The organism is Vibrio quintilis (genome assembly GCF_024529975.1).
GTDB classification, from domain to species: Bacteria; Pseudomonadota; Gammaproteobacteria; order Enterobacterales; family Vibrionaceae; genus Vibrio; species Vibrio quintilis.
This window is the reverse complement of the sequence record NZ_AP024897.1, coordinates 4,104,801-4,117,920: the sequence shown is the minus strand read 5'-3', so window position 1 is coordinate 4,117,920 and position 13,120 is coordinate 4,104,801. Positions and strand designations below refer to the sequence as shown.

The 13,120-nt window shown below is 45.8% G+C and carries 12 protein-coding genes; 5 read left to right on the top strand and 7 right to left on the bottom strand.

The window, feature by feature from the left end; translation table 11 throughout:
• Window positions 1-361: 361 nt before the first annotated feature.
• On the bottom strand, window positions 362-802 hold the full coding sequence (mioC, locus tag OC443_RS18825; protein WP_073581984.1) for an FMN-binding protein MioC: 441 nt from the start codon (window positions 800-802) through the stop codon (window positions 362-364).
• Between the two features lie 499 nt (window positions 803-1,301).
• On the opposite strand from mioC, the gene kduI reads away from it, so the two are divergent.
• The gene (kduI, locus tag OC443_RS18820) at window positions 1,302-2,147 is read left to right on the top strand and encodes a 5-dehydro-4-deoxy-D-glucuronate isomerase (protein WP_073581986.1); all 846 of its coding nucleotides are present in this window, start codon (window positions 1,302-1,304) and stop codon (window positions 2,145-2,147) included.
• Between the two features lie 18 nt (window positions 2,148-2,165).
• Window positions 2,166-2,942 carry an IclR family transcriptional regulator gene (locus OC443_RS18815; protein ID WP_073581987.1) on the top strand — a complete coding sequence of 259 codons (777 nt, stop codon included), beginning with the start codon at window positions 2,166-2,168 and terminating at the stop codon, window positions 2,940-2,942.
• Window positions 2,943-2,969: 27 nt separating this feature from the next.
• On the opposite strand, the gene OC443_RS18810 is transcribed toward OC443_RS18815, so the two are convergent.
• The 6 genes from OC443_RS18810 to OC443_RS18785 all read right to left on the bottom strand — a co-directional run bounded on the left by OC443_RS18810 (window position 2,970) and on the right by OC443_RS18785 (window position 9,790).
• The gene (locus OC443_RS18810) at window positions 2,970-3,974 is read right to left on the bottom strand and encodes a YeiH family protein (RefSeq protein ID WP_073581988.1); all 1,005 of its coding nucleotides are present in this window, start codon (window positions 3,972-3,974) and stop codon (window positions 2,970-2,972) included.
• Between the two features lie 181 nt (window positions 3,975-4,155).
• Window positions 4,156-4,635, bottom strand: coding sequence for a YhcH/YjgK/YiaL family protein (locus OC443_RS18805; RefSeq protein ID WP_073581989.1), 480 nt, complete (start codon window positions 4,633-4,635; stop codon window positions 4,156-4,158).
• Between the two features lie 83 nt (window positions 4,636-4,718).
• Window positions 4,719-6,602 (bottom strand): TRAP transporter permease, encoded by a 1,884-nt coding sequence (locus OC443_RS18800; RefSeq protein ID WP_073581990.1) that lies wholly within the window; start codon window positions 6,600-6,602, stop codon window positions 4,719-4,721.
• 52 nt (window positions 6,603-6,654) lie between these two features.
• Window positions 6,655-7,656, bottom strand: coding sequence for a TAXI family TRAP transporter solute-binding subunit (locus tag OC443_RS18795; RefSeq protein ID WP_073581991.1), 1,002 nt, complete (start codon window positions 7,654-7,656; stop codon window positions 6,655-6,657).
• Window positions 7,657-7,759: 103 nt separating this feature from the next.
• Window positions 7,760-8,638 (bottom strand): dihydrodipicolinate synthase family protein, encoded by an 879-nt coding sequence (locus OC443_RS18790; RefSeq protein ID WP_073581993.1) that lies wholly within the window; start codon window positions 8,636-8,638, stop codon window positions 7,760-7,762.
• 9 nt (window positions 8,639-8,647) lie between these two features.
• On the bottom strand, window positions 8,648-9,790 hold the full coding sequence (locus OC443_RS18785; protein WP_073582184.1) for an iron-containing alcohol dehydrogenase: 1,143 nt from the start codon (window positions 9,788-9,790) through the stop codon (window positions 8,648-8,650).
• 203 nt (window positions 9,791-9,993) lie between these two features.
• Between OC443_RS18785 and OC443_RS18780 the strand changes: the two genes are divergently transcribed.
• From OC443_RS18780 to OC443_RS18770, 3 genes are read left to right on the top strand one after another with little or no spacing between them, the layout of a single operon-like run.
• The gene (locus OC443_RS18780) at window positions 9,994-11,355 is read left to right on the top strand and encodes a four-carbon acid sugar kinase family protein (RefSeq protein ID WP_159440322.1); all 1,362 of its coding nucleotides are present in this window, start codon (window positions 9,994-9,996) and stop codon (window positions 11,353-11,355) included.
• Window positions 11,356-11,357: 2 nt separating this feature from the next.
• Window positions 11,358-12,344, top strand: coding sequence for a 4-hydroxythreonine-4-phosphate dehydrogenase PdxA (gene pdxA, locus OC443_RS18775; protein WP_073582022.1), 987 nt, complete (start codon window positions 11,358-11,360; stop codon window positions 12,342-12,344).
• Window positions 12,341-13,096 (top strand): DeoR/GlpR family DNA-binding transcription regulator, encoded by a 756-nt coding sequence (locus OC443_RS18770; RefSeq protein WP_073582024.1) that lies wholly within the window; start codon window positions 12,341-12,343, stop codon window positions 13,094-13,096. The genes pdxA and OC443_RS18770 overlap by 4 nt, the downstream gene beginning before the upstream one ends.
• Window positions 13,097-13,120 lie beyond the last annotated feature (24 nt).

Here is a 13,120-nt window from a genome sequence, read left to right as displayed (position 1 = left end):
GAACCGACCTCAGGGTATTCAATCTATAGGAACTAATAAAAGGTGAAGCATTTTACCTTCTTTCTCTGCGTTAGAAAATGCTTTCCTGTGATCATGAAAATAATATAAATATATATGATCTATATAAGGATCTTTTTATTAGATCTACTATTAAGCAGGATGATCATTGTGGATAAGCTAAAAATGATCATAAAGATCATGAGCTTTGAGACGATCATTTGTTGTGATCATTGACTGATCTGTTATGGGATTTGCTGGGATCAAAATGTATAGTTATTCACATTTAGATCCTTTTTCAAGAGTTATTCATTGAATAACTATGAGTTTTTCACTGGATCTTTTTACATTTATACACAAGCACTCAGGAATTAAAGCAGTGGATATGTTCTTTTAACCATTCGGCTGCAGAATCTTCGGGAATCGTGTGCTCAAGAATGTCAATGAATAAGCAATCTGTCAGCGGGGTGGCTCCTATATCTTCCAGCAGATGATATGCATTTTTTCCGGCGGCACAAAATGTATCATAGCTTGAGTCACCAATGGCAATAACAGCAAATGATAACTTATCTGTTTTTGGCGGGGTGAGTGTAAGAGCCTGAATAAAAGGTTTGATGTTTTCAGGGTAATCACCTGCACCATGAGTTGAAGTAATGATCAACCATACACCCTCAGCTGGTATTTCTCCAATATCCGGTTGGTTATGGATCGAGGTGGTAAACCCCTGTTCCTGAAATATATCGCTAAGATGATCCCCGACATATTCCGCGCATCCCAGTGTACTACCTGTAATTATGTGGATCATTACTACCCTTTATTATTGACTTCATTACTCTGAGTTTCACCTAGATTAATCAAACTCGAAAGATAATGAAAGCATTGCAGAGAACATTCTGTGGACAGGCTTTGATCTTCCGGATGATATTACCGGAACATTCTATATTAATACCATATTTATTAGTGAGTTATGTTGTCAATAATTTTATCTGACTTTCATCCGGGGATAAGATGTTATACACCTGCTCAGGGTAGTTATCCGGAGTTTGTTCAGGTCACAATTTCTGAAGAGCCAGGATCCTGTGCGTAAGATGTTGATATTCAGCTGTAAGATCTTTTTTCTCCGTCATTTGTCGTTTGAAGATTTTTTGATCAAAAACATGTGTTGCCTGATGGATCACACTTTTTGTTTTTATATATAAAAAATATTGATCATATATCAATGAAGCATACACTGTGTTCCGAGATGTGCTGAATATTTGTACAGCAACCTGAGGCCGGTAAGCGCCTGAAATAAGGAATCGTTTATGTTTATCCATCATAATTCTCATCCTAAGGATGCAAAACACTATGATACATCCCGCTTAAGAGAAGAATTTTTAACAGAAAACTTATTTTCTCCGGGCAAGATCAATGTTGTTTACAGTCATATTGATCGTATGGTTGTGATGGGGGCATGCCCTGAGCAAGGCCGTACTCTTGCGCTGGATGATTTTATTGATAGTCAGTCTTTCGGGACGACTTTTTTTCTTGAGCGGCGTGAGCTGGGGATTGTCAATTTAGGTCCGGCTGCGGAAGTTCGCTGTCTGGGAGGGCAGTCATACCGTCTTGAATATCTGGATGCTTTATATCTGGGGCGGGGAGAGCAGGCGATTGAGTTTGCATCGACTGACCCGGCGCAAAGTGCTCAGTTGTATTGTCTGAGTGCCCCGGCACATCAGAGCTACCCGTCACGGATCATCCGTCGTGATGAAGCCAGGCAGATTGAATTAGGGACACAGGAAAATGCGAATGAGCGACTGATTACCCAATATCTCCACCCGGACGTTCTGCCTACCTGCCAGCTTTGTATGGGGGTCACTCATCTGAAACAGGGAAGTGTCTGGAATACAATGCCTGCGCATACGCATGAGCGCCGGATGGAAGCTTATCTCTATTTTAATCTTGATCCATCTCAGGTTGTTTTTCACCTGATGGGGGAGCCGGATGAAACCCGGCACCTTGTTGTCAGAAACAATCAGCTGGTTCTTTCACCGAGCTGGTCGATTCATTCGGGCTGTGGCACGCAAAATTATAGTTTTGTGTGGGGCATGGCCGGAGAAAACCAAACCTTTGATGACATGGATTTTGTCAGTATGGATGAAATTCGTTAAGAAGAAACTGTAGCGACAATGACTAAGAAACCAGAATACAGAGCACCGGCACTTGAGAAAGGTCTCGAAATACTTGAGTTGCTGGCAAAAGCAGAAGAGCCGCTGACAAAGAAGCAGATTGCAGAGAAACTGAATCGCAGCGTCAGTGAAATTTTCCGGATGTTATCTGTTTTGAAAGAAAAGCGTTATATTGAATGCCACAAGGATACTGCGGGTTATGTGCTCACTCTGAAAATGTTCGCTTTATCGAATCAGCATCCGCCGGTTATGCTGTTGCTTCGTCAGTGCGCCTTACTGACAGAGCAACTCTGTAAAAAAGTCAATCAATCCTGTCATATCAGTCGTTACAGCAATGGCGAGTTATTAGTGATCGCCAGGGAAGAAAGCCCTTATAAGATGGGATTTAGTCTGAAAGTCGGCGCCCGGATTGATGTCTTTGCATCGGGTTCCGGTGCCGTGTTACTGGGATTTTGTGCACCTGAGATCAGGGAAGCGCTTCTGACCAACGAATATGCGACAGAGGAACTCATACAAACAACGCTGCAACAGGCTGAGGAAACCCGTCGAAGAGGCTATTTTTTGGGAAAAAGTCCTCAGATATCAGGTGTCACAAACATTAGTGCACCAATCTTCGGCCCACAGGGTGATCTTTTGGCGGTGATTACGATTCCGTACATGACGTTAAACTCTCAAACCGTATCTCATTCTGTTAAAGATATTGTACAGGCTAAAGATGAATTGATCCGGGTTGCGCGGGAGTTGAGCCAGAATCCGTTGTCACCTTCCCTGATTTGACAGGGAAGGTGACAACGATTGACAGTCTTAATGGATAAGTTGTTGCACAGCTATTGTGATCCCATATCCGCCGGTGAGCAGCCAGATCCATAAGACACCAGCCAGAATCACGGGTTTGAGTCCGACGCCACGGATTTTACCGATATTTGTTTCAATCCCTAAAGCGCCCATTGCCATACTTAAAAACAGTACTGAGGCCTGAGTCATAAGGTTCACAATCGTTTGCGGCAGCAAGTGAGCTGAGTTAATACCGGCAGCGACAACAAACAGAATTGCAAACCAGGGAATCACGATTTTTGCCTGCTGATCTGCACTGTCAGGCGTTGAGCGGTTGAGATAAAAGCTGAGTATGATCAGAAATGGGGCCAGCATCATCACCCGGGTTAGTTTGACGATCACTGAAGTCGCACCAATGTCGGATCCCATTGCGTTTCCGGCTGCGACCACCTGCGCGACTTCATGGATCGTTGCTCCGGTATAGATGCCCATCGTCTCTGCTGTAATGTTGAAAATATGAAAGATAAACGGATAAATAAACATACCCAGTGTGCCGAAGATGACAACGGTTGCAACAGCTATTGCAGTCTGATGAGATTTCGATTTCACCACGGGTTCGGTTCCTAAAATAGCGGCAGCTCCGCAAATTGAGGAGCCGACGGCCGTCAGCATCGCTGTTTCTTTATCCAGTCCCAGTAGCCTGATACCAATAAAAGTGCCGCCAATAAATGTAGTGGTGATGATCAGTACATCAGTAAACAGCCCGGACATACCAACGGCTGCTATTTGCTGAAAAGTAATGAAAAAACCGTAGAGAATCACGCCCAGCCGCAGCAGTTTTTGCTGACTGAAGCGAATACCACTCTGGCATCCTTCCGGGATAGAACGGTGAAAGAGATTACCGATCAGCATCCCCAGCACAATACAGATCACCAAAGGGCTCAGCTGATAGGTTTTACAAAAAGAAAGAGAAGAAACCTGAAAAGAGACCAGTGCCATGAACAGAGTCACCAGAATACCGCTGATATACTTCATGAAATTTATCCTGAAAAACGTTGTTGCTGGTATGTTAGATCTGGCAATTCATTAAATATATCTAATAAAATTTGTAACTGGGTTAAGTAAAACTAAACACAAAATCAACAGCGTCTGTTTTATTCAGAGATGAAAATACAAAAAATCCGGGTGAGTGCCTCGCCCGGATTTTTCCCGGATGCTACCGGTACAGTTCGACCGGAATTTTAAACACCGCTTTTTTGATGGTGTCGCACTGGTTGATGCGACACAATGCCTGATGTGGTTCTCCCGGAAAGAAAACCGCGAAATGTCCCGGTGTCAGGTGAACTGAATTTGTCAGGGGCGGTGCATCAAGCAGATATAAATCTGGCTTGGGATTGGATTTAACGACGGCGTCAAAGCCAGGATGCCCATAATAAATCAGCTCTTCTCCTGTGAGTACTAACTGAATATCGATATATTGCTGATGTATTTCGGTGTGCCGGTGGTCTCTCTGATCTGTCTTTCCATACATGATATTGATGAATGCAGCCTGGACGCCTGGTTCGGCTTCCAGATCGATTTTTCCTTCCTCTGCCTGCAACAGGCTGGTAAAAGAGCAGATCTTGCTTTGTATTATTTTCAACATGTTATTGCACAAACCACTCTGGCCTGCGGATTCCCAGTGACCATAAATCATATGAATTTCTCCGAATTGAAATGGGAACAGGATCCGATCACCATTCTGGTATCGGATCCTTCTTGTTCTCTGTGATTGACAAGCTACTTACAAGCGGCGGAATGTGTGATTGAAGTTTTGGCCGTTTTTGCAGAGTAGAGACACCAGCCAATAATCACTAAGTTCACGCACAGCATGACTCCCCAGATCCATGTGCCTGATTTTTCGATGATCAGGGCAATGCTGGCACCTAAGAACACAACCCGTTCAAACCAGTTGAGATCTTTTTTCAGCCATCCCTGTAAGAAAACCGACCAGGAGAAGGTCGCCAGCATCATACCAATAAAAGCAATGATGATTTGGAATGTACTGCCTTGCCATAAAACTGCCGGATCACTGATGAAGCTGAATGGCACCAGAAAGATCACCAAAGCATATGAAAATGCCACCAGACCGGTTTTGGTTGAATCACTTTTGGCCAGCGCTGCGGCAGCATAGGAGCAGAGTGCGACCGGCGGTGTGACCATTGAAAGGACGCAGTAATACATCACAAACATATTTGCGGCCAGAGCACCGACGCCCATATCCGTTAATGCCGGAACGAAAATAATCGAGCCGATGATATACGCAGCTACGGTGGGTAAACCCATGCCCATGATGATACAACCGAAAATGACCATCACTAACGAGAGATACAGGTTACTTGCCCCGACTTCAGTCAGTAATTCGACAAATTTAAAGGCCAGATTTGACTGTGTGGCAATCACCATAATGATGCCGACAGATGCCAGCGGAACAGAAACCCATGCCATTTGCTTTGTGATATCCAGGATCAGTGAATAGAGATCTTTGATGGGATAGTGGGTATTTTTGCGGGCAAAAGGAACAATCAGAGCCACAATCGAGCCGATAAAAGCCGAAAACGGGGCGGAATAGCCAGCGACCAGAAAAGAGATCAGCAACACCGGCGACATCAACAGGTGAAGTCTTGGTTTGATGGGATCTATATTCAAATCTTCCGGACTGATATTACCAACACCAGTTTTGCGGGCTCTTAAATCAATGATGATAAATAAGGCAAAATAAAAGGCGAGGGCAGGGATTAAACCCGCCGCAGCGATTTGTGTATAAGGTACACCCAGCATATCGGCCATCACAAATGCAGCCACGCCCATGATCGGTGGCATAAGCTGCCCTCCCGTTGAAGCAATCGCTTCAGTCGCTGCGGCCTGCTCTTTACTGTAACCGGAGCGATGCATGATTGGGATGGTTAATACGCCGGTTGAGGTTGTATTCGCAACCGCAGAACCACTGACCATGCCAAATAGTGCAGAGCCGAATAAAGACATCTTCGCGGCACCGCCTTTTAATCTGGCTGTCGCCAGCATAGCAATATCGATAAAAATACTACCGCCACCTGTCAGGGTGAATATGCAGCCAAACATGACAAAAAAGAACACAAAATTCACCGCAGTGCTGGCTGTGACTCCGAATAAACCATCAGTTTTCATCGTTACGATTTCAGATAACTCGGTCAGGCTGAATCCGGCAAAGTGGGTCCATCCGGGGAAGTAATTTCCATACCAGGCATAGAATACGAAAAATAAAATCACACTCAGTAAAGAAAAACCAACGGAGCGGCGAACGCCTTCAAACACCAGTAACATTCCGGCAACGAAAGCTGCCTGATCGCGCAGAAAGACCTCATCAATCATTTCCAGACGGGTTTCCAGGCGTTCCATATTGGTGACGTAATGCCAGCACATACCAAGTGCAGCGATAATCAATATCAGATCAATAATAAAAGCGATGGGTTTGAATTTTTCTGTTTCCAGCGGCTTAAAACAAAAAACCAGTGAAGTCGCCATAAATACATGGACTGTTGCTGCATATAATGGCGAGACAGGCACAAAGAATTGTTTCAGCAGAAAGAAAAGGTAAGTAAACGATATCAATACTTTGATTGACTGAAGTATTTTAGCAGACATCTCTGATTCCTCTGTCTGCCTGCGGCCTGACGGCCACAGGCAGATTTCTCATTTATTTCAACCAGCCTTTTTCCTGATAGTATTTTTTCGCGCCCGGATGCAGCGGTAACACACTCTGTGAAACACTTTTTTCAGGATCCCAGACTTTCAACGGTGCATGGCTCGCCTTTATTTTTGCCTGACTTTCAACCAAAGCTTTGGTAATGGCATAAACCGTTTCAGTATCAACATTTGAGTTGGTGATAAAAACAGAAGCACTGACCGGATTGATATAATTTTCGGTCTGTCCTTTGTAAGTACCTGCTTTCATTACACCGGTTGGCAGGCCAACATCCGCTAATGCTTTTAACACTTTGGTCGGGAAAGGAATGTAAACAAGATCGGTGGTCAGTGTCATTTCAGTCACGGAAGGGTGGTTAGCTGGTACATTCTCGATAAAAATATCGATGGTTTTATCTCTGAGCATTTGTGACATCTGTCCGCCACCAATCTGAATCAGCTTGCCGTCACTTCTGAGTTCTTTCAGGCTGGTGCCCAGAGCTTTAAACATAAAGTCAGCGATAATCGGAACCTGTGAACCGGTCGGAGAGGTCGCAATCACCACGTCTTTGGCCTTGATGATTTTTTCCAGTGTGTTGTTACCGGTTTTTTCAACCCAGTCTTTGCGGGCTGCTATCAGGGTATATGCTTCCTGAAGGCCATTGAGCATACTCATGATGTTGTTGTTTTTCCGGCCTTTATAAATATCGGTCAGGCCAAATTTTGCCCAGGCAGCAGCATTTGAAGTGGCAAAACCAAAATCGGCTTTACCGTTATTGACTGCAACCGGGTTAGTCATACCGCCGCCTCTGGGGATCAGCGATACCGTGTATTGATTATCGGTTTTTTCCGCGATTAATCTGGCGAAGGTTGTGCCGTATGTGTACCAGCCTCCGCCGGGTTCTTCGGCAATGATTTTGACAGATTTTGCGTAAGCAAATGAAGATATTACAGCGGAACTTAACAATAATATCCTTGCGGCTTTTGAAAATGTTTTTGGATTAAAAATAGACATTGTATACCTCTGGTATTCTTCTGTTTCACTGTGTTTTATTCTTTTGTTTTTATGCTTTTTGTATCCTGTGTGCAGCATGCCTGAACGGTTCTGTTGCACGGGGTTACTCAGAACTTAAGACTTTTGTGATTTGATTGATTTCTTCCTCATTGAATTGGGTGGGGTATCTGGACGGACCAACCTGATGTCCGAGTTGATTCAGTGCCTGTTTGACAACCGCAGGACCAAAACCAATCGAAAACAGATTGGCGCGCAGATAGCTGATTCGTTCCTGTGCCTGCAACGCTTGTTGCTGATCATCAGTGGAGTAACTTTGCCAGACCTGATTAACGAGCTCCGGCACAATATTTCCCAGTCCTGAAATGCAGCCGGTACATCCCAACTGATAACCGGTCAGGATTAATGAATCCGGGCCGTTGAGGACATCGAAATTGTCGTGACGGGCTGAAACGTCCAGAAATCCTTTCAGACTTTCCAGAGAACCGGCACTGTCTTTGATACCGTAGATATTCGGATGAGTGGCGAGGACATCAGCAATCGCCGGGGTGATGGTATTGCCGGTCCGGGCCGGAATATTGTAGAGATAAACCGGAATACTCAGGCTATCGGCGACCTGCTGATAATACCGGATGAGTTCTTTCTCTCTTAAAGCGACAAACCAGGGTGTAATCACGGAAACCGCTTTAACGCCCATCTGTTCTGCATCTTTGCCGTGAGCGATTGTTTGTGCCAGAGAGATTTCGCCAATGTGAGTGACCACCTGATCATCGTGTTGTGCTTCTTCGAGACAGATCTCTGTGACCCGGCGTTTTTCCTGATCATTCAGGACAAAAAATTCACCATTGGTGCCATTACAAAACACCTTGTTGCCATGAGAAATCTGCCGTTGCACCTGTTGTCTCATTGCCTGTTCGTTGAGGTTTCCCTGATCATCAAACGGGGTAACGATCGCAATGTGTGGTCCGCTAACGGGAGTTGTCATATCTGCCCCTTAATCTGTAATACTCTGGTAAATTGAAAGAATTTCTGCTTCGGTGACGGAGACCGGTGAATGATTGAGTAATCGTTTCACTTCCATTGCTCCGGCTGCCAGTCCGGGAAGCTGTTCCTGCGAAATGCCGACTGCATTCAGGCGGGTCGGCAGTTTTAGCCGGGCGACTAACTGTTCCAGATAATCAATCAGCGCCTGTGCCTGTTCAGTGACTGGTAAATCCGGCTTTGCTGACGGTAACAACTGGTACACCTGAGCCAGCTTTTCTGTACATCCGGCACAAATGTGTTTCATCACCGGCACCAGCAGCAAAGCATTGGCCAGACCGTGAGGTATTTTGTAAGTCCCGCCTAACGGATAAGATAAAGCGTGAACCAGATGCGTTCCTGAATGAGAAATCGCAGCGCCGCCATAATAGGAAGCCCATAACAGATTCATCCGGATGGTTAAATCTTCCGGCGTATCTATCAGGTGTTCTATATTCATGAAAAACTTTTGCATCCCGATCATGGCGTAGTTATCACCTACCGGATTGGCTATGCAGGCGGTAAAGCACTCGATTAAGTGACAAAGGGCATCAATCCCGGTCGATGCAGCAATAGGTGCAGGCATTGAAGTCGTGAATGCAGGGGCAAGCAGAACGTAATCCGGCAGCATGACCGGTGAAATAATCCCCACTTTCGTTAACTTATCCGGCAGTGCGATGATGGCGTTTGGTGTTGCTTCAGCCCCGGTGCCAGCGGTTGTCGGGACCAGAATTAACGGAATCCGGTGTTGGGGGTTATCTGCGTTGAGCAGCCGATCGAAGCGGGTGCGTTTGTCTGCCCCGGCATCCGGATGATACAGCACGGCGATCAGCTTAGAGATATCAAGCACACTGCCACCCCCGATACCCAATACCAAATCAGCCTGTGCCGGTAAGTGTTCGATGAGCTGATACACATCGGTATCTGTGGGTTCTGCCGGCAGGTCATCCACTAAGGTATAATGAATGCCTTGTTTCTCGATGCCATGAAGAAAAGAGCGGATACAGTCCAGCCCGACGATATTTTTATCTGTCATGATCAGTAGCTGCTGTGTTTTATCCAGTAGTGGAAACAACTGTTCCGGTGCGCCACTCATCACGGTTGTGAAGATATTCATCTGTAAGCCCTCAGTCAGGTGATGATTTATTTCAATCATTCAGAGATAAAATCTTCATTATTTATAATTCACTCAGGGTGAAATTAGCGCGATATAGCTCACATATAATCATTTTGATTAAATTTAATCAAAAAGTGCTTTATTTGAGTGATTTTTTGACTAGAATAATTCGTGTTAATTTTGATTTCCTGAGTGAGATGAAAATGAAGGGCTTAGATCAGAAACCTGTTTTTATCATTGCAGATGATTTCACCGGTGCGAATGATATCGGTGTGGCCTTTGCTCATGCTGGTTTGTGTACAGAGGTATTATTCAACCAGGTGGTTCCGCCTGACCCGGATACATGTGCTGATGTTTCGGTACTCTGTACGGACTCAAGGGATATGGCGTCAGAAGAAGCTTTTGAAACCACCCTGCATGTCAATCAGATATTTCAGCTCGCGCAGTGTCAGCAGACACTGATCAAAAAAGCAGACTCCACCTTACGTGGCAATATTGGCAGTGAATTAGCTGCTTTACTCAGTGATGGCTACGATCTGGCAATTATGGCAATGGCTGCGCCGGAAGCCGGCAGAAAAACCACTGGCGGAATCTGCTATGTGAATGATGTGCCTCTTGCTGAAACTGAATTTGCGACCGACCCGAAATCACCTGTCTCTTCTTCCCGCGTGCTGGATATTGTTCAGGCTCAGATCGATAGTTATCTGGTTCAAATAGACAGTACTTTGACTCAAATAGACAGTACTTTGGCTGATATTCACGTTTATGAATGTTCAGGTACGTACTCAGATGAGAGCTCAATTGAACTGAGCGGGCACTTCCAGAGGCTGCACGGGCTGGGAAAGCGGATCATTATCTGTGATGCTGAGTCAGCACAGGATTTACGCTGTCTCTATCTGGCTGCTGAGCAGTTGCCATTATCTTGCGTATTTGTCACCACCGGTGAACTAACTCCCGCATTGATCACACCAGAAGCGCCTCTCCCGGCGCTTCCCCGGTCTTCTGAACCAGTGCTGGCCATTGTCGGTTCGATGAGTGAAGTGACGTTTCATCAGGTCAATACACTGCTGACCTCAGTTCCTTCAGTTTGTATTGAACCTGATATTGGTCTGATTGTGTCGGATCAGGCACATCGTTATTTAAACCAGCTTGCTGAGCAGGTCAGGTCAGCCCTTTCTCAGGGACGTCACTGTATTGTCCGGAGTTGTGGCAACCCGCAGTTACGTTATCAGCTGGATGATCTCAGCCAAAAATATCAGCTGGATTCTTTTCTTATTGCCTGTCGGGTGCGGGATTTTCTTGCGGCGATTCCTGATCGGGTTCTGAACCATCCGTCTGAAGCAGTCTCTGTCGGGAGTCTGATTTTATGCGGCGGAGATATTGCGGTCGCGTCAGCCCGGCAAATGGGGAGATCGGCTTTTTCGCTTCACGGCATGTTCCGCTGTATGCCCTGGGGATATTTCACTGGCAGCCGCCTTACCTGTCCTGTTTTGACAAAAGCGGGCGGATTTGGTGAAGAAAGCGTATTTCTGGAATTGATTCAATATCTACACAAAGAGGTTTGATTATGAAAGGTGTGATTGGTATCACGATGGGCGACCCTGCCGGGATTGGCCCGGAGATTATTTTAAAGGCACTGATGACGGATGAATTAACCGGAACCAACTGTGTTGTCATCGGCAGTGTGGATGTTTTAAAGCGGGTGCAGCAAGAGCAGCTGGTGCCGGCACAGCAAATTCATGTGATTTCATCTGTCAGTGAAGCCCGGTTTGAATCCGGGATTGTGAATGTCATCGACGTTCCCTTGGAAGACATGTCAACGTTTGAGTCCGGCAAGGTGCAGGCGCAGTCCGGTGATCTGGCCTACCGCTGTGTTACGATCGCGACCCGGCTGGCTCAGCAGGGTGAGATTGCTGCAATTGCGACTGCTCCCCTGAATAAAGAAGCGCTTCATCTTGCAGGGCATTTTTATCCCGGACATACCGAGTTACTGGCGCATTTAACTGACACCAAAGACTATGCGATGGTTTTGTATACGGATAAACTCAGAGTCATTCATGTCACCACGCATATTGCGCTGTTAGATTTTCTGAAGAATCTCAATCAGACCCGGGTGAATACCGTGATTAAGATTGCAGATACTTTCATGAAAAAAGCCGGTTTTGCCCAGCCTAAAATCGCGGTAGCCGGGGTAAATCCCCATGCCGGAGAAAATGGTCTTTTCGGTCAGGAAGAAATTCAGGTGCTCAATCCCTGCATTGAAGCGATGCAGCAGGAAGGGATTGATGTTTGCGGACCCTGCCCGCCGGATACGGTTTTTTTACAGGCGTTTCAGGGGCAGTTCGATATTGTGGTGGCGATGTATCACGATCAGGGCCATATTCCGCTTAAATTGATGGGATTTTATGACGGTGTTAACATTACCGCCGGTCTGCCGTTCTTCAGAACCTCAGCAGATCACGGCACCGCTTTTGATATTGCCTGGACAGGGAAAGCAAATCCGGAAAGTATGATTAAATCCATCGAACTTGCAGTGAAACTCAGCAACGTATGAAAAATTATCGGGTTGAACAAATTATTGAATACCTGAAGCATCAGAATCTGGCGACAGTGGATGATCTGGTTCGGGTGATCGACGTTTCTCCGGCCACGATCCGGCGTGATCTGATCAAGCTGGATAAACAAGGGGTGATCACCCGGACACATGGTGGTGTTTCCCTCAACCGGTTTGTCGCCAGCCAGCCGACCACCAATGAAAAAATCATGCAGAACACCCGTGAGAAGCAATGTATTGCTGAAGCGGCGGCTGAAATGGTCAGTGCTGGTGACTCTGTGGTGCTGGATGCGGGAACAACATCAATGGCGCTGGTGAAGCAGCTGATTCATTTGCCTTTAAGAGTCATTACGGTCGATTTACATATTGCTTTATTCCTGTCTGAATTTAAGCAAATTGAAGTGATTGTCACCGGAGGAAAAGTCGATGACAGCAGTCAGTCAACCATTGGTGAACATGGCCGGCATTTACTCCGTTCAATCAATCCCGATATTGCTTTTATGACTTGTAACTCATGGAGTCTGGAGAAAGGTGTCACGACTCCAACCGAAGAAAAAGCCTTGCTGAAGTGTGATCTGGTGATGAACGCCAGACAAAAGGTTTTGATTGCTGATAGCACTAAATATGGCAAATATTCCCTCTATAAGGCGTGTGATCTGGACAATATGACCCGGATTATTACCGATACCAGCCTTGAAGAAGCGGTACAGCAGCAGATCCGTGCACAGGATCTTGAGTTAATCACCGTCTGAGACTGAACGGTGATTTGTCCCAGG